Here is a 20,952-nt window from a genome sequence, read left to right on the forward strand (position 1 = left end):
TCCGGGCGGGGACACCGTTCTCGCAGGTCGGGCCGGGTACGGCGACCGGCTGCGGTCCCGGTGCGCTCGGACGCTAGTTCGCGGGTCGACGTTCGCGCCACAGGCGAAACGAGAACTTCACACGCGCGAAACACGAGATCCGTACCGTTCGCTGCGACCCCTCCGGTTCGCCCGCACCGAGCGGATGCACGTACCGGACTCCCTCCTGGTTGGAGAACTCATGGCTCGCAGCGTCACCCGTCGTGGCCTCGCCGCCGCCGTCGTCCTCGTCAGCGCCACCTCGCTCGTCCTCGCGGGTTGCGGTGGGGACGACTCCGAGGCCGCGACCACCGGGTCCTCGGCGGCCGACACCTCCGCCCCGCTGTACGCCTCGTTGCCCGCCGACGTGCAGAAGGCCGGCAAGCTGACGGTCGCGACGAGCGTGGGGTACCCGCCCTTCGAGCAGTACGACACCGACGGCAAGACCATCGTCGGGATCGACGCCGACATCGCGAAGGCGCTCGGCGGACAGCTCGGAGTCCCCCTGGAACTGCAGGACACCAAGTTCGACGGCATCATCCCCGGGCTCGCCGCGGGTCGCTACGACATGGCGATGTCGGGCATGTCCGACACGGCGGAACGTCAGCAGCAGGTGAGCTTCGTCGACTACTTCGCCGCGGGTCCGGGCATCCTCACCACACCGGCCAAGGCCGCCGAGTACACCGGCCTCGACGCCCTCTGCGGGGTGGCCGTCGCTGTCAGCAGCGGGACCGTGAACGCCGACGACGCGGCGGCCCAGAGCACGAAGTGCGAGGCCGAGGGCAAGGCCCCGATCGAGGTCACCACCTACGGTGCCGACTCCGAGTCGATCCAGGCCCTGAAGACCGGACGCGCCGACGTGTTCCTCGTCGACTCCTCCTCGGGGGCGACGGTCGCCGCGCAGTCCGCCGGCGCCTTCGTCATGGGGCCGAAGTACCAGGAGATCCCGTTCGGCATCGTCGTGCCGAAGGGCTCCACCGAACTCGTCACGGCGATCCAGAAGGCCATGCAGGCCCTCAAGGCCGACGGGACCTACACCAAGGTCCTGGCCGACTGGGACCAGCCGCAGGGTGAGCTCGACGCGATCACCGTGAACGGCAGCGCGGTCTCGTGACCGGCTCCACCGGGGTGAGGACCCGGGACGAGATCAGCTCCGAGGAACTCCCGGTGGTTCCCCTGCGTCACGGCGGTCGCTGGGTCGCCGCAGCGGCGATCGCGGTCGTGGTCGTCTGGGTGGTCGGGTCGATGGTCTCCAACGAGCGGTTCCAGTGGGACGTCGTCGGGGAGTTCCTCTTCAGCGAGCAGATCCTGCGCGGTCTGCTCAACACGATCCTGCTGACCGCGGTGTCCATGGCGCTGGCGATCGTGCTGGGGACGGTGGTGGCGATCGGGCGCATGTCCGAGAACCCCGTCGTCGCCCGTGGTGCCTGGGTGTACGCGTGGATCTTCCGGGGGACCCCGGCGATCGTGCAACTGCTCTTCTGGTTCTTCCTCGCGGCCCTGGTTCCGGTCCTGGGGTTCGGTGTCCCGTTCGGCCCGACGTTCTTCCAGGTCGACACGAACTCCGTCATCAGCGCCTTCACCGCGGCCATCCTGGGCCTGGGTCTCAACGAGGCCGCCTACATGTCCGAGATCGTCCGCTCCGGACTGCTCAGCGTTCCGGCCGGACAGCGCGAGGCGGCCAAGGCGATCGGGATGACCTCGGGTCAGTCGATGCGCCGGGTCGTGCTGCCGCAGGCCCTGCGCATCATCGTCCCGCCCACCGGGAACGAGATCATCGGCATGCTGAAGACGTCGTCGCTGGTGATCGTCATCGGGTTCTCCGAACTCATGACGAGCGCGTCGCAGATCTACTCGCGCAACTACCAGACCATCCCGCTGCTCGTCGTCGCGGCGGTCTGGTACCTGGTGCTGACCGCGGTGCTCAGCGTCGGGCAGTTCTACCTGGAACGCCGGTTGGGCCGTGGGCTGCGCGCGGGCGTCGGCGCCCGTCCCGCCCCTGTCGTGGAGGTCGCGAAGTGAGCAGCACCGTCGCCGAACCGCTCCTGAGCGCGCGGGCCGTCTCGAAGTCCTTCGGCCACCACCAGGTCCTGCACGACGTCTCCATGACGGTGGCCCCGGGCGAGGTGACCTGCATCATCGGTCCCTCGGGTTCGGGGAAGTCGACGTTCCTGCGCTGCATCAACCACCTCGAGAAGATCGACGGCGGTCAGTTGTGGGTCGACGGGGAGCGCGTCGGCTACCGCCGTCGCGGGGACAAGCTGTACGAGCTGCGCGAGAGCGAGACGGCGAGACGTCGCGCGGACATCGGCATGGTGTTCCAGGCGTTCAACCTCTTCGCGCACAGGACCGCGCTGGAGAACGTCATCGAGGGGCCGGTCGTCGTGCGGCGGCGGGACCGTCGCAGCGCCACCGAACGGGCGCTGCAGCTGCTCGACAGGGTGGGGCTGGCCGACCGGGCCGGGCACTACCCCTCGCAGCTCTCCGGCGGCCAGCAGCAGCGGGTCGCGATCGCCCGGGCGCTGGCGATGGAACCCAAGCTCATGCTCTTCGACGAACCGACGTCCGCGCTGGACCCGGAACTGGTCGGGGAGGTCCTCGAGGTCATGAAGGACCTGGCCCGCGACGGGATGACGATGATCGTCGTCACCCACGAGATGGGCTTCGCCCGCGAGGTCGCCGACGTCGTGCACTTCATGGCCGACGGCCGACTCGTGGAGTCCGCCCCGCCCGCGCGACTGTTCGGCGACCCGCAGCACGAGCGCACCCGCGGGTTCCTGTCCAAGGTGCTGGCGTGAACGTCGTCGAGCAGTTGCAGGACCTCCTGGGGAACCGGGTCCGCACCGATCTGGCGACGAGAGAACGGCGGGCCCACGACTGGTCCCACCACGGGTGGGAACCACCCGACGTCGTGGTGTCCTGCCGCGGTACCGAGGACGTCGCGACGGTGCTGCGCCTCGCGCACGCCTCCGGGACGCCTGTGGTGCCGATCGCCGCGGGCACCGGGCTCGAGGGCGGCGCGAACTCCTCGAAGGGTTCGATCGCCCTCGACCTCTCGACGATGGACCGCATCCTCGACATCTCCGAACCCGACCTCGACGCCACCGTCCAGGCCGGCGTCATGAAGTCGGCCCTGAACGCCGCGCTCGCCGAGCACGGTCTGGTCTTCCCCGTCGGTCCGGGGGTCGACGCCAGTGTCGGCGGGATGGCCTCCACCGGGGCCAGCGGCACCACGGCCGTGCGCTACGGAACCCTCAAGGACAACGTCCTCGGCCTCACCGTGGTGCTCGCCGACGGCCGGATCGTGAAGACGGGAGGCAGGTCGCGGAAGTCCTCCGCGGGCTACGACCTCACGCGGTTGTTCGTCGGGGCCGAGGGAACCCTCGGCGTGCTGACGGAACTCACCGTGAAGGTCCGCGGGATCCCCGCCGCTGCGGCCGCCGCCATCTGCGGTCTCGCGGACCTGGGGGCCGCGGCCCGCGTCGTCCAGGTGGCGCTGAAGTCCGGGGTACCGATCTCGCGCGTGGAACTGCTCGACGAGACCACCGTCGACGCGGTGAACCGTCACGCCGGGCTCACCCTTCCCGTCGTCCCCACCCTGCTCTTCGAGTTCGAGGGCAGCAGTCCCCGGGTCGTGCGCGAGCAGGCCGCCGAAATCGAGGCCATCGCGGCTGAACTCGGGTCCATCGGTTTCGAGGTCGCCGACGACCCCGCGGGGATGGCCCGGTTGTGGCAGGCCCGGCACGACGCCCTGCCCGCCTACTGCGCGCTCGTCCCCGGGTCGGTGACCTGGTCGACGGACGTCTGCGTCCCGGTGTCGCGCCTCGCGGAGTGCATCACGCTCACCGCGCAGGACACCTCTGACGCGGGTGTGCTCGCCCCGATCGTGGGCCACGTCGGCGACGGGAACTTCCACCTAGCCTTCGTCCTCGTCCCCGGTGACGACGAGGCGTACGCGAAGGCCTCGGCCGTCAACGAACGCCTCGTCCAGCGGGCACTGGACATGGGCGGGACCTGCACCGGCGAGCACGGCATCGGCACCGGCAAGGTGCACTCCCTGGCCCAGGAGCACCCCACCGGGGTCCCGGTGATGGCCCTGCTCAAGAACGCACTGGACCCCATGGGGATCCTCAACCCCGGGAAGGTCCTGGCGGTCGGGTGAAGTTCCACGAGGTCCGCGACCTGGTCCGGCTCACAGCCCCACCCCTCGACCGGCGCGCCCGAGTCCTCGCCGCGGCGTGGACCGTCGAGGACTTCCGGCGGGCCGCACGCCGGGCTCTGCCGCGCTCGGTGTTCGACCACGTCGACGGCGGTGCGGACGAGGAGGAGAGCCTCCGCGGCAACGTCGAGGCGTTCCGTCGGTGGCGTTTCGTCCCGAACTCCCTCGTGGACGTCTCGGCACCCGACCTCCGCACCCGGGTCCTCGGCCGTCCGGTGGCGGCGCCGCTGGGTCTGGCCCCCACGGGGTACACCCGGATGATCTCGCCGCTGGGGGAACCGGCCGTCGCCGCGGCGGCCGCGGCGGCCGGTCTGCCCTACGTCCTGTCCACCATGGCGACGACGTCGCTCGAGGACCTCGCCGCGGCGACGCCCACCCTCGACCGGTGGTTCCAGCTCTACGTCTGGAAGGACCGGACGCTGACCGAGCAGCTGGTCCGCCGCGCCGAGGAGGCCGGCTACGGCGTCCTCGAGGTGGCCATCGACACAGCCGTCTCGGGGCACCGGGTGCGTGACGTGCGGAACGGTCTCACCATCCCCCCGGCCCTGACCCTGTCCAGCCTGGTGGACATCGGAACCCGTCCGGGCTACTGGACGGGCGTGCTGCGCCACGACTCGCTGACCTTCGCGAACGTGAGTCCCGGGGTCGAGGGAACCGCGGGGTACACGATCGAGGACATCACCACGCAGTTCGACGCCACCGTCACCTGGGACGACGTCGCCCGCATCCGCGAGCTGTGGTCGGGAAAGCTCGTGATCAAGGGAACGGTGGGCCCCCGCGACGCGGTCCGGGCCCGCGACCTCGGCGTCGACGGCGTCCACCTGTCCAACCACGGCGGCCGTCAGCTCGACCGGACCGTGGCCCCCGTCGACCTCGTCGCCCCGGTGCGGGCGGTGGTCGGCGAGGACTTCGGCGTCCTCGTCGACTCCGGCGTCCGACACGGTGCCGACATCGCGACCGCCATCGCGCTGGGGGCCGACGCGTGCTTCGTGGGCCGGCCCTACCTCTGGGCACTGGCCGCAGCAGGTGAGGACGGTGTGTCCCGCGTGCTCCAGCTGCTGCTCGAGCAGTTCCGTCGCACCCTGCAGCTCCTCGGCGTCACGTCGATCGCGCAGCTGCGCCGCGAAGGGTGCGACCTGCTCGTCCACGCCGGATCCGGCGACACTCCGAAACCTTGAGAGCCGAGAGATGACCTCCCTGCCCGCCGCCCGTCCCCGCATCGCCGCCCTGCCGACGTACTCCCGCGCGGCGGGAGCCGAGGCCGTCCGCTGGCGCGCGTCCTCCAACGAGTCGACCGTCCCGCCGTCGCCGGCCATCCTCGAGGCCATCGCGCGGACCGGTGCTCGTGCCCACCTCTACCCCACGCTCACCGGTGACGACCTGGTCACCGCGATCAGGGGTCGGCTGGGGGTGTCGGACGAGCAGGTCGTGGTCGGCGGCGGGTCGCTGGCCCTGCTGCAACTCGCGCTCACCGCCTACACCGGGCCGGGGACGGAGGTCGTGCTGGCCTGGCGGAGCTACGAGGCGTACCCGATCCTCATCGGCATCGCTGACGCCGAGGCCGTCCGGGTTCCTCTCGACGCCGACCACCGGCACGACGTCGAGGCGATGCTCGCGGCGATCACCCCCCGCACGTCCGCGGTCATCGTCTGCGACCCGAACAACCCCACCGGCACGACGCTGGCCCCGGACCGTCTGCGCACGGTGATCGAGGGTGTCCCGGAGCACGTCCTGGTCCTGCTCGACCAGGCCTATCAGGAGTTCGACGAGAACTCCATCGACGTCGCGGACCTCGTGCACCGGCACCCGAACGTCCTCGTCTTCCGGACGTTCTCCAAGGCGTACGGCTTGGCCGGGCTGCGCGCCGGGTACGTCGTGGGGTCGGAGGAGACCTTGCGGGCCGTGCGGGCGAGCGCCCCGCCCTTCGGTCTGAACGCCATCGCCGAGGCCGCCGCGCTGGCGGCCTGGTCGGACGAGGCGCACACAGCAGAGATCGTACGCAGCGTCACCGCGAGTCGCGAGGCGTTCCGCGCGGGGTTGGCCGGCCTGGGCCTCGCGACGCCGGACGCGCGCGGGAACTTCGTCTGGCTGCCCGTGGGGGAACGTGCCGTGGATCTCGAAGAGTTGTGTGTCGCTCGAGGGGTGTCCGTCAGAGCATTCCCCGGTGAGGGCGTCCGTGTCACGGTCGGGAACCTCGAGGCGGAGGCCGAGGTGCTCGCCGCCGTCATGGAGTTCCTGGCCCGGTAGCCAGTGTTGTGGACCGGCTTCTTGTCCTCGATCTTGTTGGGCTGGGTGGGGAGGAGAGATCCTTGGTGAGCCTGGACGCTACGACGACCTACCACCTGGTGGGGGAGGAGAGCCGGTGCAGCGCTGTCGATCGAGGTGCGGCAGCTGATGTGGAAGCGCTACGCATGCCGCACGTGGGTATGGACTCGGAAGGGGAGCACCTGCTCGATCTGTCACCGGGTGAGTTGGTGCGCCGCTATGCGGACTGGAGCGTGGCCTACTACCGCGAGCAGCAGACCCAGCTGAACTTCTTCAAGTGGTCTCGGGATCACTGAGCCATTGTCAGTAGCGCGGTGATGACGCCGGAAGTTACGTCACGACCCGGATGACTCTTCAGGCGCAGCTGGGGTCAGTAGGTCGGGGGCCTGGTCAGCGGCCACGTCGAGGGCCTCGTGTAGGTAGCGGTATGCGGTAGATGGGCTGACGAAGTTGTCGACGGCGAGGTCAGCAATTGCGGCGCGCTGGCGCATGAACCGCAGCAGCAGCACGCTTGGGCGAAGCAGCCCCAAGACTCGTCGGCCGCGGCGGGTGCCGATCACGGCGCGGTGGGTCAGTAGCAGGCCGGCGATGCGTTGGGCGAGTGAGCGTGGGACGTCGAGAGTGGCAGGATATGAAGGTACGCGGGGTCCAGGTGGGTACAGCGGAACGGCTTGGTCGCCTCATCGTCGCCGACCAGACCCTCTGTGCTCCACTACGTTCGGCGCACTAGCCGTTTGCCCCCTCACTTCGCTGAAACAGATCACTTCAGTGCACCCGGGGAAGCAGCTGTTCCCGATCGTGACGATCGGGCAGACTATGGAGCATGCCCGTCTATACCGGCTCCTACCCGCCTCAACTGTGAAGCACCCATCGATGGCGTTGTTACGTCTGCAGGGTTGGCGGTCCAGACGTCGAGACGCAGGACAAGGCTGAGCAGGGTCGTCTCGCTCACGACCAGGAGCGCCACCCCGAGTGGGTCACGGACGACCTCTCTCCTGACCCCAGCTGCGCACCTGAGGAGTCATCCGGGTCGTGACGTACTTCCCGGAGTCATCACCGCGCTACTGACAAAGGCTCAGCGAATGAGAGGTCTTCTCAGGAGTACCTGTTGTGGCCGTCGAGACCTACCGATCCACGCGAGACGCGAGACGCGAGACGCGAGACGCGAGACGCGAGACGCGAGGTTGCAACTGCGACAACTCGACGGTCAACGACATCGACGGCGAACGACAACGGGAAGGCCTCACGGCTCACGTACTACGTCAACGTCGGGGCGTTCGGCCTACAAGGCCTGCGCCTGCTGCACTGGGTTGATCAAGACAGCTCGGAACTCCGTCTGTGTCGTCATATCCACCGAGACCTGCGAGTCCTCGACGGGCAGAACGTTCAGCAGCCAGCTCCGCGTCATGAATCCTCGACGTCGTTGGTTTGGTCATTGCTCTCATCGTCGATGAGTCCGTCGGCTTCGGTAGTTTGTTGGACGGTTTTGTCGAGGAGGGCTTGGAGTTGGGCGCTGTCGGGTAGTGCGGCGCGAGCTGCGGGGGGGTGTCGTAGGTTTTAGTCGGCGACGGCTAGGGGGGTGGCGGTACTGGAGAGGGCTTAGCGCACGATCTGCTCGCTGCGTCCGGCGACGAGGAGGATGCCGATGGTGGGGGCGTGGATGGTGTCGTCGCGGACGAGGTCGTCGACCATGGCGACGTAGGTGCCGAGTTGTCCGACCATACCGGCTTGGAAGGGGGTGACTTTCAGTTCGACGACGGCGTAGCGCAGTTGGGTGAGGTGGAAGAGAAGTAGGTCAACGATGAGTTCTTCGCTCTCAGCGCCGTTGCCGAGGGTGAAGCGGACCTGACGCCCGACGAAGGCCAGGCCGTGACCGAAGGCGGTGAGGGTTGCTTGCAGCTTGTCCATCAGCGCTTGCTCGAGGCGTTTCTCACTGACGGGGCCGGTGAGGGCGAGGTGGTCGAAGACGTAGTGATCGCGGGTCAGGGCTTGGGCGAGGTCGGAATCAGGTGGGGGAGGGTGACGGCGAAGTTGGAGGGGGCGGAGCCGATGCGGGTGTGCAGGCGGGACATGATCTGGTGCTGCAGGACGTTGCGAGACCAGCGTTGCTGCACGGCGTGGGTGGCGTACCAGGTGCGCAGCTGCTGGTCGTCGAGTTGGGTGATGAGGGTGGTGACGTGGCTCCAGGTCAATTCTGCAGACGGACTCTGCAGAAAGTCGCTCTCCTTGGGCCAGGCGGCGGCGACGGCGCGCATGTAGTGCAGGTTGCGCACGGAGAAGCCGCGGAGGTCGGGGAAGGCGTCGCGCAGGTCGGCGGCGAGGCGGTCGATGACCTTCCCACCCCAGCCGGCGTGGTCTTGGCGCTCGAGGATGTCGCGGCCGATGGAGTGGTACAGGCGTAGGAGTTCGGTGTTGGCGGCGCGCGGCGCAGCGCACCAGGGTGGTGCCCCAGTCGACCTCCAGCCACAGCGACTACGTTCAGCGTCCCCGCAGATCGCGGGGGTGCAGAAAGCTCCCGTCGATGACGAAAATGTTTCGCGCGCGGCCTGCTGCTGTTTGGGGAGGTCGACGGTATCGGTGCGGGCGTCGGTGGAACTACTCGGCCGGGGGAATGTCGATGAGTTCTTCAACGGTGCTGGTGGTGCGACGGATGAGGCGCCACGTCACGTTGGGGCTGCCGAAGCGGAAGGCGGTCAGTCGTTCCTCTGCTTCGGCGCGGGTGATGCCCTGATTGAAGCGGACCCAGAGGCCGTTGCGTTCACCGATGACGTCCACTCCTCGGCGTGGACGTGCTGCAGTTCAGGGGTGTCGGTGGCCCGGGGGTCTCTCAGTGGTTTGCGGTCCACAGTCAGCTCCTTGTTTCCTCGTTTCCGTGTTCGTGATGCAAGGTTTGCCCTGCCACGTTTCGGTAATTGGTGCAAGCCTTATGAGGGCCATGGCTGGGTTAGCGGGGGCGTCGGGTGCGTAGTGCGGGGACGTCGAGGGTGGGGATGGCGCGCAGGAGGAAGCGGTCGAAGTGGGGGACGGTGAAGGCGGCGTAGCCGTGTTGGGGGGTCCAGAGCAGGCCCATGTTGATGAGTTCGGCGCGGGTGGGGCCGAGGTTGGTGGAGGCGCGGCCCATGACGTCGGCGACGTCGGCGGCTTTGTGGGGGGCGGGGCCGAGTTGGGCCATGGCGCGCAGGTAGGCGCGTTGGAGGTCAGTGGTGCGATCCAGGCGGACGCGGAAGAAGGACGCGTCGAGTCTAGCTTCGTAGGCGGGGATCGCGGCGTGGACGTCGTCGAGGGTGATTTCTGGTCCGGGTGCGACGGTCCAGACGGCGTAGCCGAGTTCCTGGATGAAGTAGGGGTAGCCGCCGGTGATGGTAACGGCTTCGGTGAGGGCGTCGGGGTGGTAGGTGACGTCTTCCTCGGCAGCGGGCCGGGCGAGGGCGAGCTTGGCGTCGTGGGGGTCGAGGTTGCCGATGCCGGGGAATTTGAAGAGGCGCTCGGCGTAAGACTTCGCGTCCCCGGCGAGTTCGGCGATCTGGGGTAGGCCGGCGCCGACGAGGGTGATGGGTAGTTTGCGTTGGACCATTTTGTGCAGGGCTTGGATGAGGGCTTCGAGTTGGGTCTTGTTGAGGAACTGCACTTCGTCGAAGAGCAGGACCACGCCGCGTTCTTGTTCTTTGGCGGCTTCGCCGAGGGCGAGGAAGACGTCGGTGAGGTCCATGGCGAGGTCGGCGTGGCCTTCGGCGGCTTCGACGTCCATACCCGCGGTGAGGGTCCCGGAGGGGTCGATGGAGAGGCTGAAGGATTTCAGGACCGCGGCGGCGTGGCGCAGGCGGTCGGTCCAGCGGATTTTGGGGGAGAGCTGGAGCAGGGCGGTGCGCAGGCGCGAGGAGATGTCGCGGCGGAAGTCGGCTTCGTCATGCTTACTGACTTCTTGCTCGACGACGACCCATTCCTGCTCGAGGGCTTTGGTGCGGAACTGTCCCAGCAGGACGGTCTTGCCGACTCCGCGCAGCCCAGTGATGATCATGGATTGTTCGGTGCGGCCGCGGGTGAGTCGGGCCAGGAGCAGGTCGAAGGAGGCGAGTTGGTCGTCGCGTCCGACGATGGCTTCAGGTTCGGCGCCGGCGTTGGGGGTGTAGGGGTTGGTCAAGGCCCTCATGGGGTGAGCTTAGCGGTCTTATCGCACTTTATCTAGGGTAGGTAAAGCAAGATAAGGCGGCTAAAGCCTGCTGTCGGGGACTCAGGTCTCAGGAGCCCGTCGCTGCCATAGATGCTGCAGTGCTGCAGCGCTCTGGAGGGTGTGCAGTCAGGCGGCTTGGGTTTCGCGGGTGTGGATGAGGCCAGCGGCTTCGTAGAGGGGAGCGAGGTCGAGGTCGCAGGCGTCGCAGAGGTGGTGCAGGTCGGTGAGGAGCTCGACGAGAGCTTGCTGCATGTCGTCGGCGTCGCTGTGGCTGATCTGGCCGTGGCGGTGGAGGGCTTCGGCGGCGTAGGTGGCGCGGTGGGCGTTGGTCTGGCGGGTTCGCGCGGCGCGGGTGGCGAGGTCTTCACCATCAGGTGCGGCGTTGGGTAGGGCGATCAATCCACCGGTGTGACCGGCGCTCGCGGGCTGGTGACTGGCCTGGGTCATGGCGGATCCTCCGGTGTGTGGAGTCCAAGGTGGGGAGCGGCGATAGGGCTGCAGGGATGCGCAAGTGGCTCTGCTCATTCGAGGGCCGTGTTCGCGAGCTGTGTTCGCAGACAAATACCCAGCTGCAGGTGGCAACGCCACTGAGGCGGTCCGCCCAACGGCCTGGGCGGTGCTGCTCGCTGGAGCGGAGTGCTGGAGGTGAGCCGAACTCTTCAGCTGCTGGGGTGCTGGGTGGCGATGAGAGTGAAGTGAGGATCGCTGCTGCTGATCCGGCTCGACCCAGCATCTCCGGCAGGTCCTCTGGTGGTGGAGGTCCCACGGCTGGGAGCGGGCACCAGGTGCAGTCCGTCGCGCTGCTGACGTGCGGACCGACTCGCGGGCTGGTCTGCGGGGGGTCGGGCGAGAGCGGCGAGGTGGCCGCTGCCTACGGGCGAACCGGTCCCGGGCTGGGGGACGGGTTCGCTGACGATGCTGATGACCGGTGCAGACGGCTGAGCAGCCTGAAGCTGAGCGGCACGCACCTGGAGGCGCGAGAGCTGAGCAGCCTGTAGTTCAGTCGCCTCGAGAGTGGCGGCCGATCCTGCGGCCGATCCTGCGGCGTAGCCGGCGAGGTAGCCGAAGAGCGCGGCGGCGGGGACCGCAGCCAACAGCAGGACGGCGCGTTCACTCGGCTTGGCGTGAGCGAGCAGCGGAACAAGGGTGAGGGTGGCGAAGGAGGCCAGGCCGACGGTGGTGGCGCGGCGCGCATCGATGCGGCTGCCGCGGATGGTGATGCGGGGCACGTCGTGACTCCTGCCTACTCCCAGTACCAGCTGCGTGTCCCCAGCCCGAGGTTGAACCCGGTAGGTCAGCGAGCTGTCGCCTTGCTGTGGACTGAGCCTGCCACACAGCGGCGCTGAGAGCACGGGCTGTGGGGGCGGGGCCAATGCCTGAGCTCGCGGTTTCGGTCTGAGGTGATCAACCGTGTCGTCACTGACGAAGTCCCCCCGTCGCTGACGAGGTCATCGATCACGCCCATTGGTCGAGGTAGCGATTACAGACCCGGCCGGTCGCCACCATCACCTGCTCTTTCTGGTTGGCCAGCCCCACACCTCCAGCTCCACGCCTCCACCCCCCCAGGACCGTCAACCCCCCGGCGCTCGCAGGCAGCGGTAGGTGGTGGACAAGCTGATGGAGTTGTCGCGGGCCAGGTCGGCGATCGCAGCGTGCTGACGCATGAACCGCAGCAGCACCGCTTGGGCGAAGTAGCCCACGACCCGCGGACCTTGCCGGGTACCGATCGCCGCACGGTGGATCGGCAGCTGACGGGCGATGCGCTGGGCGAGGGCGCGCGGGACGTCGAGGCTGGCGCGATAGGAGAGCGTGCAGGATCCCGGCGGTTGTGATGTTCGAGTCTCCTCGTCTGCCGCCGGGTCCTGCACGCAACTCTTTCGGTGCCCAACGCCAGCAGGTGTTGCGTTGCTGCGGCGAACTCGTCCCGTGATCGGAGGCTGTACGAGACTTCGATGCTGGAGATCACCTGGGTGGCGTTGCGCAGGTCCGCTACTGCTCGGTGAACTCCAGTGGTGAACCAGAAAGAGGTACACGCTCTCAACCGAAGATGACCTCTGCGGTCAAGAGCTTGCAGCTCGCCGCGGCACCGTTCCTAGGACTGGAGTCCTTGGGTGTGCGCCGCAAGGTGGTCGGTGAGGTAGTCGGCGAAGCTGTGCGGTGGGCGCCCGATGACATCGGCCACGGTGGAGGTGGTGAAGTCCTGCCCGCCGCGGGAGATGTCGTCGTCGAGGGCAGCGAGCACGTCGGACCACTGCGGTGGGACGCCCAACGAGGTGAGGTGGTGACTCAACGCCGCCGGGGTTACTGCCCGGTGGGCGACGTGGTGGCCCAGGGCTCGGGTCAAGGCCTCGGCGATCTCGGCGTAGTCGAGGGCTTGCGGTCCGGTGAGCACGAGGTCGGTGTTGTGTGGGGTCTCGTCCAGAAGGGCGCGGACCGCGACGGCGGCGATGTCCGCGGCGTCGATGAGCCCGACCCGCCCGGATCCGGTCGCGGACACCACCTCACCCGCCGCCACCGATGCCGCGTGTTGGCCGGTGAAGTTCTGCATGAACCAGGACGGGCGCAGCACGGCCCACTCCAGGCCGCTGGCGCGCACCCTGCGGTGCAGGTCACCGAGACCCGGCTGGTCACTCTCCTGCACAGCGGAGGAGCTGAGGAGCACGAGCCTGGCCACCCCTGCTGCGGCTGCTGTCTCCAGGAAGGGCTGCACGAGCGGAGCGGGGTCGGCGACGCCGACTGGAGCGATGAGGTAGGCCGCTTCGACACCGCTGAGCGCAGGTCCGTGCGTCGCGGGATCTGCCCAGTCGAAGCGGACCTGCCCTGGTGCAGCAGCACTGCGGCTGGCGATCCGGGAGACGGCTCCTGCTGCGGTGATGCCCCGCGCGACGCGACTGCCGGTGGTGCCCGTACCTCCGGTGACCAGGACGGTCCTCATCGCCCCACCCCCGGTGCGAAGGCGACCCGGCTGGTGTCCACGCCAGCGAGCACGTCTGCTGCCGCCGCAGGGCTCCAGTAGTCGCGGTAGCTCTCGATGAAGCCCTCACGGGTGGCGATGACCGCGATGTAGTTCATGCGGTAGGGGCGTCGGGTGGCCACCACGACCCCGCTGGCCGCGAACTCCATCACGACGCGATCGCGGTCGGTGCCTTCGTGGAGCACGACATCGGAGATCTCATGGATGTCGAGGAGGTCGGTGTAGCCGGCCAAGTGGGCTCTCAGCGCAGCGCGCCCCAGGATGCGGGAGGGCTGATCGGGAGCTGCGAACGGGAGCTCGAAGACTCCGTCCTGCGCCCAGAGGGCGGTGTAACTCTCCATGTCCTTGGCCAGGAGCAGGCGCAGGGACTCCTGCGCCACTTCACGGGCGGATCGGGGGGTGGTGGACACGTCGCCTCCAGCGGAACGGAACGGTATCGTTCCATTCACTGTAGACCGCGATTCGCGAGATCACCGACGAGAAGCAAGGAGACTGTCCATGAGCAGCGAGGCATGAGCAGCGAAGGTCGACGTGCACCCACCGGGCACGCCGCGTTGCAGTCGCGGGTCAGCGACGCCCTGGCTCGCGCGACGCTCGAGGAGCTCGCCGTCACTGGTTACGCCCGACTCACGGTCGAGGGCGTGGCCCGGCGCGCCGGCGTGGGCAAGGCCGCGGTGTACCGCCGGTGGCCCTCCAAGCAGGAGATGACGATGGCGGCGCTGTCTCAACTTGTCGTACCCATCGCCGAGGTCCCCGACGCCGGCTCCCTGCGGGAGGACCTGAAAGCTTCTCTGCGTGCGTTGCACGACTGGCTCGCCGATCCAGTCTACGGAGCCGTCGTTCCCGATCTGACCTCCGCGGCCGCCCACGACGCCGGGCTCACCCAAGCCTTATGGCGCGAGGTGGGCCAGCCTCGTCGAGAACTCGCCTCAGCAGTCCTGGCCCGGGGAATGAAGCGGGGGGAACTCCCCGAGGATCTTGACGTCGAGATGGCACTCGACGTCATCGCAGGCCCCCTGTACTGGCGACTGTCCGTACGACGGGTTCCTGTCGATGATGCGTACCTCGACAACCTGTGCGCGTGGCTGCTGCGAGCCCTCGGAGCCTCCGAGATGTAGTGGCCCACCCTGAAGTTTTACTCAGCGACCCTGACCGCCGAAACCTTGACGACTGCGCCAAGATAAGTCCATCAGTGACGGGCTCCCCCTACTGACAATGGCTTATTAAGTATGCCATCGACAAGGAAATCCCCTTCGATCTCTACCTCCGCAAGGGCGCTACCATTGGCGGAAACTTGCAGAAGGCCATCGAGTCCGGAGAGGTGAACTTGAAGTGGATTCCGTTCACGTGACCTCGCGGCGGGTCCGATGACACCGCCTCGACGAGGACCAATCAAGGCGTCAGAATTTATGGCCCAACTCGCGAGCGACCCGGAGTATCAAGTCCGCATCGCAGAACGCGATCGCAGATTTGCACAGGTGCTAGCGCGACGGACAGCGGAAGAGCAGCCCGTCCTGGACGATTTACACGCTGCCGGTCTTGAGGTCGAGTCGTTGTGGTTGCTGGACTGGGATCGTCGACCGTATCCGGAGGCGTTGCCGATCTTGTTCGACCACTTCCGGGCCGGTGAACGGTCGGACGAAGTGCTGGGTCTGCTCGCGAGACGGCTGAAGCAGCCGTACTCACCCGAGCTGTGGGCTGAGTTCCGCGATCGCTACAAAGCTGCGCCCCCTGGGTCGAACCTGAGCGAAGGACTGGCTGAGGCGCTGGATAAGCTCGCGAAGAAGGCACACTTCGAGGATCTGAAGGAGCTCATCGCCGACCCCGACAACGGGGTCTCTCGCCTCCTCCTACTTAGTGCTGCTGTTCGGATTGGCCACGACGAGGGCCGCGCCTTCCTGGCGACCTTCCGGGACGACCCAGTTCTCGGTAAGGAGGCCACGCTCAGGAGCCGGCCACGGAAGTAACCACCCAGAAGTTCCTACGGTCGATGATTGGCGGTGTCGTAGACGATCGAGACCGCAACCGACCCCTCCGCGCTCAGCTCACGCCGCGGACGGACCTCATCGAAGTTGGGGACGGGGGTCGGGGCCGACGACTTCCAGCTGGCCACGCTCACGAAGCGACGGCAACACCGGCATGGTGAACCCCAGGCGCCGACTCGGCAGGTCGGCGTCCAGCCATTGACCTGTCTGCCTCAGCGGCAGGCGGCTGGGTCTGCGGTGATGGCGCGTGATGCGGACTGGTTGAAGCGAACGCAGCAGTGCCTCGAGCGCGTCGGGCAGAGGCAGCTTGGTGACCGTCCCCAGGTCGGTGCCGGGTGCCGTGTCCTCGTTCACGCGCCCACTCTCAAGCAAGTAGGAGAAGTCCCGCGCGACGTCACGGTCATCCCGCGTTGTGCGCGGTCGGCGACGTCGCGGTCATGACGAAGAGCGCGCGGTGGCGAGCCAGGCGCCCGGAGGTCGCCTTGAGCTCACCGGTACTCGGAGACGACCTCGATCAAGCCGACGATGTGGTCGTTCAGCGCTTCGAGGTCCTCCGCCGGGATCCAGTACTCCAGAATCGTCCGCCCGCCGGCCTGCTGGACCGGGTAGGCGTCGAGGAAGTCCTTGCGTACCCGGAAGCGCGTGACGTAGCCGACGCCGCTGTGCGGGACGTTCCAGTCACGGGCAATCTTGGTGGCGTACTCCTCGTTGAGCACCGGGTAGAAGATCGGCTGCTCGGGCAGCCGCGCTGGCCAGCGTTGCCACCCCGACGCCTCCACCAAGGCCAGCTCTTCCGGCCCGGTGGGTCGCCACAGCAGCACCGTCTCCTCGCTCACCCTCACAGGCTCCCAGAGGAAGATCAGCTGCGCCCGGGGCGCGTGGGATGTTCACGCTCATCCCGCGTTGTGCGCGCCGTCGCCAGCGGCCGGCGACCTCACGGTCTTGACGAAGAGCGGACGACCGGGAGAGTGATCCTTCTGCTCGATCCGCAGATGGGAGGCCTGGAAACGGCACGCAGCCCTGCACACGGCAGGTATCCAACCGTCGCAATGCTTCGCAAATTGAGGGCACATGATGAGTCGGTGACCCAGCATCCAGACGACCCCCCGGTACCCCCGACGGTGCCGCTTCAGGACCCGCTGACCTCTGGAGCTTCCCGGGAGCTGACCCAACGAGAGCGGGATGTCTTGGCTCTGCTCATCGACCTCGGAGAGCCCTTCGACGCAGAGCAGCGTGTCGTCGAGGAAGCTGACCGAGATCGCTGGCGGGCGCAGCTGAGCACCGTTCGGGCGGGACGAACGTGCGGCTGCGGTACGTGCCCGTCCATCGAGCTGACCCGCCCCGACGTCCTCAGGGCGGCCGGGGACGACGGCTACCCGGTGGTGGAAAGCAGCACACTCGAAGCGATGCTGCTGCTGCTCGTCGATGACGAGGACCAGCTCAGCTATCTCGAGCTGGCGCCAACGGGCGAACGATCATTCAGCGAGTTCCCCGACCCTGCCGACATCCACGCCACCTGACGAGACGACACGCAGCAGACCCGTCAGAGCGCTGACCGGTGCCCGAACAGCTGCGCGCTCATCCCGCGTTATGCGCGGTCCTGAGCTGCGGGCGACGTCGCGGTCTTGGCAAGTTGCGGGTGTCGAGAGCGGCCTCAGTAGGTCAGCCCATCGTCTCCTGAACGTGCTACTACAGGTCAGTGAGCAGGTCAGGAGGCCGCTGGCGTCGTGGTCGGGCACCCGCTCCCGTAGGCGTGCAGTGGATCCTCGGCGGCAGGACCAGCCATCCACGACATGCCATCGACCAGGACCTCAGCGTCCCCCGAAGGCAACGGGATAACCAGCTGCATGGGAACCGTGATCCAGGTCGTCTCGGTTACGGCCCCTGCGTCCTGCACATCTACGCGCACCCTGGACCCGGCGGGGTACTCCAGGGACTCACCGACGCACATGACCATCTGCGCCGTACTTGTCAGCGAAGAACTCGCCGTCGACGACGTCGGGATCGACGGGCTGGTGACTGCGGTGTCCGGCGCCGGTGGGGAGCTGGAGCAGGCAGCGGTGCCCAACACGAGCAAGCCGCCCAGCAGAGCGGATCGCCACCTGATCCGACTGATGATCACCGGCTGAGTCAAGCAGGTGAAAGCGGCGCTGTCCGTCCTTCCCGCCAAGGAGCGTCACAGCCGCTCGACTTCACGGTCATCCCGCGGTGTGCGCGGTCGCCGGTGACTGGCGACGTCGCGCTCTTGACGATGACCGAGCGGTCCACCCGGAGCAGTACCCAGCAGGCACCGCACCTCCGCTGGCGCCGCAGGTGAGATACGAGCAGCCTTCCGCGATGCGAGGACGTCATCACGGTGTCAGGCAGCGGAGGAACTCCCGCCCTAAAGCAACCGCCGCCTCCGGTCGAGCCACAAGACGGCGAAGACCAGGGTTCATCGCGGCCACCGAGACCGACCAGAAGCGAGGAGACACATGCCCAGGACCTGCTCACCCGGGGACGTCCTCGGAATACCGCTGCCCAGCGGGGGCTACGCCGTCGGGCTCATCACCCGCATCTCGCGCGAGCACAGAGGCATCCTGCTCGGCTTCTTCTTCGGACCGCGAAGGCCCGAACTGCCTGAACTGCCCGGAGTGGACGGATTCCTGCCGGGTACCCCGGATGACGCCGTCCTGGTCGCCATGTTCGGTGGCCGCCTGGTCCGGCAGGGCACCTGGCCCACGCTGGGCAGTTTCGAAGGGTGGGAGCCGCAGCAGTGGGAAGTGACTCGCTTCCTTCGCCGGCCCAGCATGGGGCCGCCCTCGATCGTGACCTACGACGCGAACGATCCGTCGGTGAGACTGGCTGAGGTGGTCGTCCACCCCGACCAGATCGACCCCGCCATGCCGTCCGAGTCCTTGGTGGGGTGGGGGCAGCTTCCTCGCATGCTGGATGAGCGCCTACCCCTGACTCGGTGAGGCCATGGAGGAGCGATCGATAGCGAGTGCAGAGGGCGCGAAGCACCGCCGAGGTGATCGAGGGAGCTGCTGTGGCGATCCGCAGCTCGACCGTAGAGATCATCCAGAGACGCTAGCGATTGCGGGCGCAATCTCACGGTCATCCCGCGTTGTGCGCCGTCGCGGGCGGCCGGTGATGTCACGGACTTGTCGAAGAGCGGACGACGGTCCAGAAGGTGTGACGAGCTACGGCTGGCATCCCTGAAGATCACTCGGCCCCCACTGACAGGCCAGTAGCCTTCCTGCATGTCCGATCGTGAGCCCGCCTTTGCCTCAGCGGGACGCTACGACGAGTTGCGCCCGCTGACGCCGTCAGAGGTCGACCAGAAGCAAGAGGATGACCGCGCAAGGAGGGAGTGGGTGGCCGCCGGTTTCATGGATGAGGCACCGCTGTCTCGGCTCCTAGTCGTAGACGGTCAGGTCCTCGATGGCATCGAACACGGCATGGCTGGCGAGGCAACGATATGCGGGATGCCTCAAGCAGCAGTGTTCCTGATGCGGCACCACTTTCGCGCAGACGGCACCTTCGCCTGTCCAACCTGTGCCGAGAAAGTCTGAGCAAGCCAAAAGCGGATGCAGGCTCAGCTAGCCCTCGACCAGCGAGTACAAGGCGAGCGTGAGACCCAATCTGCGTCCGGTCATGCCACTAGCGCGACTTTACGGTCATCCCTCGTTGTGGTGACTTGCGTCAGCCGGGTAGGCCCGCCGACGACGTCGCGTTCCTGTCGATAACCGCACCCCGGTGGTTCTGCTTTCAGCCCTACCGCAGGCGGGAAGATCGGGCTAGAAACAGGACTAGGCCCGCCATGATCACTGCGATAACGACACCTACGAGCACACCCGTCCACGACCAGCCATCGATGGCGCCAAGGGCTGCACTAGCCGCGATCGGTCCGGCAATTACTCCCGTCAGAGCGCCACGCACCCACGGCTCCCATGACCGCCTATTTCGGGTCTGCCCGGCTTCAGTTGATTAACCGACTTGACTGACTTTCGTCGGGAAAAGGCGCGATGATGTCGGCGTGACTGACTCCAGCAGCAGTGGCTCTACCGGTTATGGCACCAGCGATGACGCTACCGGCGGTGATGAGAGGGGTGGGCAGGACAGCAGCAGGGACATGACTGCTGCTTCTCCTCAGGAGGTGGCTGATCTTGTGGATGAGCTGGAGGAGAAGGTTTTGGCCGAGGCCGGCGACCCTCAGCGCAAGATCGCCGATGAGGCTGATGCTTCGGGGACTGATCGGGGCGCTGGAGACGCCGAGCCGCCCGTGTGAGCTGGTCCTGGCTTTGGCTGGAGGCTCCGCTGCATTCGTGCGAGCGGTTGGGCGGGCTGCGGTCCCGCAGCGGTCTTTCGCGGCGTTCAGCGTCGCTAGGCTGAGAGCAGTACGTCTTTGGTCACTTCCATCTGCCCGAGGTGCTGGAACAACTCTTCGATGACGTGGAGGAGGACGGCGTGGTCGTTTCCGTTGCCGGGAAGGCGGGTGCGCATCGGGTGGGGTTGACCTGAACTTTGATGTAGTTGTTGGAGGTCTGCTTCGGCTTGGGTCAGTGCTTGCGCTACTTGCGTGCGGCACTCGGCTGCGGTGGTCGTTTGGGTGAATTCGGTGTTCCGGTCGCGGGTTGTTGCTCGTCCGAGGGCGACGTGGCCTAGCCAGAATTCGCTGATGGCGCAGCAGTGCAAGATGAGTGTTCCCACGGGGTTGGTGTCTTTCGGGGTGGGCCGTTTGTTCAGGAGTTGGCCGTCTAGGAGTTCCGCTAGCGTGAGCATTTGTCCGAAGGCGTATTTGAGGGATGCGAGGCCTGTGGTGGTTGCTGGGTCCATGTCGTGAATCTATCTGACGTGTTGGGTGCGGGGGTGGGTAGTGCTGGTTGCAAATGTTGCGCGTTGGCCGGGGGTCTGGTGGGTTCAGCGTTGATCAACTTGGACCGCGTCGATGAGCACCGGGTCGGTGCTCATCGGTCGTAGCCGGCTGGTTCCGCGGGTACTGACGAGGCCCGGCTAGGCAAGGGGACGGTTCTGCGGTCGCCCGCCCCTCGGTCGTCTGAGCGTAGTTTCTCGGGTTCTGCAATGGTGCGGGACAATTTCGACTTGGGCCGTTAGGCCCGTCGGCGTCTGTGCCGGGGTGAGCGCGAAGCGCGACGATAATTGTTTCTTCGACTGTAAACCCTAGAAGCCAGCGGGGTTCGATCCGCGCCAGCGGAGCGAGACCCGCTGTACCGCAATTATTTACGAACTCTAGGCCGCGCCAGCGGCCCGATGGTGCACTGCTCGCGCGCCAGCGCGAGGGCACGAGGCGGCGCGCCAGCGCCGCCTCGCTGCCCCC

At 67.3% G+C, this 20,952-nt stretch carries 26 protein-coding genes; 14 read left to right on the plus strand and 12 right to left on the minus strand.

The annotated features are described in order from the left end of the window. Window positions 1-220: 220 nt before the first annotated feature. The 7 genes from ACFQ46_RS02195 (at window position 221) to ACFQ46_RS02225 (ending at window position 6,798) form a co-directional block, all read left to right on the plus strand. Complete coding sequence (locus ACFQ46_RS02195; RefSeq protein ID WP_380256718.1) at window positions 221-1,132, plus strand: ABC transporter substrate-binding protein; 912 nt, start codon at window positions 221-223, stop codon at window positions 1,130-1,132. Next, window positions 1,129-2,040 (plus strand): amino acid ABC transporter permease, encoded by a 912-nt coding sequence (locus ACFQ46_RS02200; protein WP_380256720.1) that lies wholly within the window; start codon window positions 1,129-1,131, stop codon window positions 2,038-2,040. Before ACFQ46_RS02195 ends, ACFQ46_RS02200 begins: the two co-directional genes overlap by 4 nt. After that, window positions 2,037-2,816, plus strand: a complete 780-nt coding sequence (locus tag ACFQ46_RS02205; protein ID WP_380256722.1) for an amino acid ABC transporter ATP-binding protein — start codon at window positions 2,037-2,039, stop codon at window positions 2,814-2,816. The genes ACFQ46_RS02200 and ACFQ46_RS02205 overlap by 4 nt, the downstream gene beginning before the upstream one ends. Continuing rightward, window positions 2,813-4,180: an FAD-binding oxidoreductase gene (locus ACFQ46_RS02210; protein WP_380256724.1), complete on the plus strand. Its 1,368-nt coding sequence runs from the start codon at window positions 2,813-2,815 to the stop codon at window positions 4,178-4,180. Before ACFQ46_RS02205 ends, ACFQ46_RS02210 begins: the two co-directional genes overlap by 4 nt. Next, a complete protein-coding gene (locus ACFQ46_RS02215) occupies window positions 4,177-5,415 on the plus strand; it encodes an alpha-hydroxy acid oxidase (protein WP_380256726.1) in 1,239 nt (412 codons plus the stop codon). The genes ACFQ46_RS02210 and ACFQ46_RS02215 overlap by 4 nt, the downstream gene beginning before the upstream one ends. A 10-nt stretch (window positions 5,416-5,425) precedes the next feature. Then, window positions 5,426-6,484 carry an aminotransferase class I/II-fold pyridoxal phosphate-dependent enzyme gene (locus ACFQ46_RS02220; protein WP_380256728.1) on the plus strand — a complete coding sequence of 353 codons (1,059 nt, stop codon included), beginning with the start codon at window positions 5,426-5,428 and terminating at the stop codon, window positions 6,482-6,484. Window positions 6,485-6,549: 65 nt separating this feature from the next. Then, window positions 6,550-6,798: a hypothetical protein gene (locus tag ACFQ46_RS02225; protein ID WP_380256730.1), complete on the plus strand. Its 249-nt coding sequence runs from the start codon at window positions 6,550-6,552 to the stop codon at window positions 6,796-6,798. A gap of 1,303 nt (window positions 6,799-8,101) precedes the next feature. On the opposite strand, the gene ACFQ46_RS02230 is transcribed toward ACFQ46_RS02225, so the two are convergent. The 9 genes from ACFQ46_RS02230 to ACFQ46_RS02270 form a co-directional block, all read right to left on the minus strand. Further along, on the minus strand, window positions 8,102-8,488 hold the full coding sequence (locus tag ACFQ46_RS02230) for a PDDEXK nuclease domain-containing protein (RefSeq protein WP_380256807.1): 387 nt from the start codon (window positions 8,486-8,488) through the stop codon (window positions 8,102-8,104). Then, window positions 8,485-9,132, minus strand: coding sequence for a DUF1016 N-terminal domain-containing protein (locus ACFQ46_RS02235; protein ID WP_380256732.1), 648 nt, complete (start codon window positions 9,130-9,132; stop codon window positions 8,485-8,487). Before ACFQ46_RS02235 ends, ACFQ46_RS02230 begins: the two co-directional genes overlap by 4 nt. Next, entirely contained in the window at window positions 9,098-9,277 is a 180-nt protein-coding gene (locus ACFQ46_RS02240; protein WP_380256734.1) for a hypothetical protein, read from the minus strand. The genes ACFQ46_RS02235 and ACFQ46_RS02240 overlap by 35 nt, the downstream gene beginning before the upstream one ends. Window positions 9,278-9,446: 169 nt before the next feature. Continuing rightward, window positions 9,447-10,652 (minus strand): ATP-binding protein, encoded by a 1,206-nt coding sequence (locus ACFQ46_RS02245; protein WP_380256738.1) that lies wholly within the window; start codon window positions 10,650-10,652, stop codon window positions 9,447-9,449. 147 nt (window positions 10,653-10,799) lie between these two features. Continuing rightward, entirely contained in the window at window positions 10,800-11,120 is a 321-nt protein-coding gene (locus ACFQ46_RS02250; RefSeq protein ID WP_380256740.1) for a hypothetical protein, read from the minus strand. A 212-nt stretch (window positions 11,121-11,332) separates the two neighbouring features. Further along, entirely contained in the window at window positions 11,333-11,902 is a 570-nt protein-coding gene (locus ACFQ46_RS02255; protein WP_380256742.1) for a hypothetical protein, read from the minus strand. Between the two features lie 342 nt (window positions 11,903-12,244). Beyond that, complete coding sequence (locus ACFQ46_RS02260) at window positions 12,245-12,541, minus strand: hypothetical protein (protein ID WP_380256743.1); 297 nt, start codon at window positions 12,539-12,541, stop codon at window positions 12,245-12,247. 224 nt (window positions 12,542-12,765) lie between these two features. Beyond that, entirely contained in the window at window positions 12,766-13,608 is an 843-nt protein-coding gene (locus ACFQ46_RS02265) for an NAD(P)H-binding protein (RefSeq protein WP_380256745.1), read from the minus strand. Further along, complete coding sequence (locus tag ACFQ46_RS02270) at window positions 13,605-14,057, minus strand: nuclear transport factor 2 family protein (RefSeq protein ID WP_380256747.1); 453 nt, start codon at window positions 14,055-14,057, stop codon at window positions 13,605-13,607. Before ACFQ46_RS02270 ends, ACFQ46_RS02265 begins: the two co-directional genes overlap by 4 nt. 102 nt (window positions 14,058-14,159) lie before the next feature. Between ACFQ46_RS02270 and ACFQ46_RS02275 the strand changes: the two genes are divergently transcribed. After that, the gene (locus ACFQ46_RS02275) at window positions 14,160-14,765 is read left to right on the plus strand and encodes a TetR/AcrR family transcriptional regulator (RefSeq protein WP_380256749.1); all 606 of its coding nucleotides are present in this window, start codon (window positions 14,160-14,162) and stop codon (window positions 14,763-14,765) included. A 291-nt stretch (window positions 14,766-15,056) separates the two neighbouring features. Continuing rightward, entirely contained in the window at window positions 15,057-15,614 is a 558-nt protein-coding gene (locus ACFQ46_RS02280; RefSeq protein ID WP_380256751.1) for a hypothetical protein, read from the plus strand. Window positions 15,615-15,710: 96 nt separating this feature from the next. Here ACFQ46_RS02280 and ACFQ46_RS02285 read toward each other — a convergent pair whose 3' ends face one another. Then, on the minus strand, window positions 15,711-15,986 hold the full coding sequence (locus ACFQ46_RS02285; protein ID WP_380256753.1) for a hypothetical protein: 276 nt from the start codon (window positions 15,984-15,986) through the stop codon (window positions 15,711-15,713). Between the two features lie 134 nt (window positions 15,987-16,120). Beyond that, on the minus strand, window positions 16,121-16,468 hold the full coding sequence (locus tag ACFQ46_RS02290) for a hypothetical protein (protein ID WP_380256756.1): 348 nt from the start codon (window positions 16,466-16,468) through the stop codon (window positions 16,121-16,123). A 351-nt stretch (window positions 16,469-16,819) separates the two neighbouring features. Between ACFQ46_RS02290 and ACFQ46_RS02295 the strand changes: the two genes are divergently transcribed. The 5 genes from ACFQ46_RS02295 (at window position 16,820) to ACFQ46_RS02315 (ending at window position 19,902) form a co-directional block, all read left to right on the plus strand. Next, complete coding sequence (locus ACFQ46_RS02295; RefSeq protein ID WP_380256758.1) at window positions 16,820-17,152, plus strand: hypothetical protein; 333 nt, start codon at window positions 16,820-16,822, stop codon at window positions 17,150-17,152. Between the two features lie 429 nt (window positions 17,153-17,581). Then, on the plus strand, window positions 17,582-17,761 hold the full coding sequence (locus ACFQ46_RS02300; protein WP_380256760.1) for a hypothetical protein: 180 nt from the start codon (window positions 17,582-17,584) through the stop codon (window positions 17,759-17,761). Between the two features lie 345 nt (window positions 17,762-18,106). Then, a complete protein-coding gene (locus ACFQ46_RS02305) occupies window positions 18,107-18,589 on the plus strand; it encodes an Imm26 family immunity protein (protein WP_380256762.1) in 483 nt (160 codons plus the stop codon). 285 nt (window positions 18,590-18,874) lie between these two features. Further along, window positions 18,875-19,186, plus strand: coding sequence for a hypothetical protein (locus ACFQ46_RS02310; RefSeq protein ID WP_380256764.1), 312 nt, complete (start codon window positions 18,875-18,877; stop codon window positions 19,184-19,186). A 464-nt stretch (window positions 19,187-19,650) separates the two neighbouring features. Continuing rightward, window positions 19,651-19,902: a hypothetical protein gene (locus ACFQ46_RS02315; RefSeq protein WP_380256766.1), complete on the plus strand. Its 252-nt coding sequence runs from the start codon at window positions 19,651-19,653 to the stop codon at window positions 19,900-19,902. A 95-nt stretch (window positions 19,903-19,997) separates the two neighbouring features. Here the strand turns inward: ACFQ46_RS02315 and ACFQ46_RS02320 are convergent, their stop codons facing one another. Then, on the minus strand, window positions 19,998-20,450 hold the full coding sequence (locus ACFQ46_RS02320) for a DinB family protein (protein ID WP_380256768.1): 453 nt from the start codon (window positions 20,448-20,450) through the stop codon (window positions 19,998-20,000). Between the last annotated feature and the right edge of the window lie 502 nt (window positions 20,451-20,952).

The organism is Kineococcus sp. GCM10028916, assembly GCF_042674865.1.
In the GTDB taxonomy this organism is placed as follows: domain Bacteria; phylum Actinomycetota; class Actinomycetes; order Actinomycetales; family Kineococcaceae; genus Kineococcus.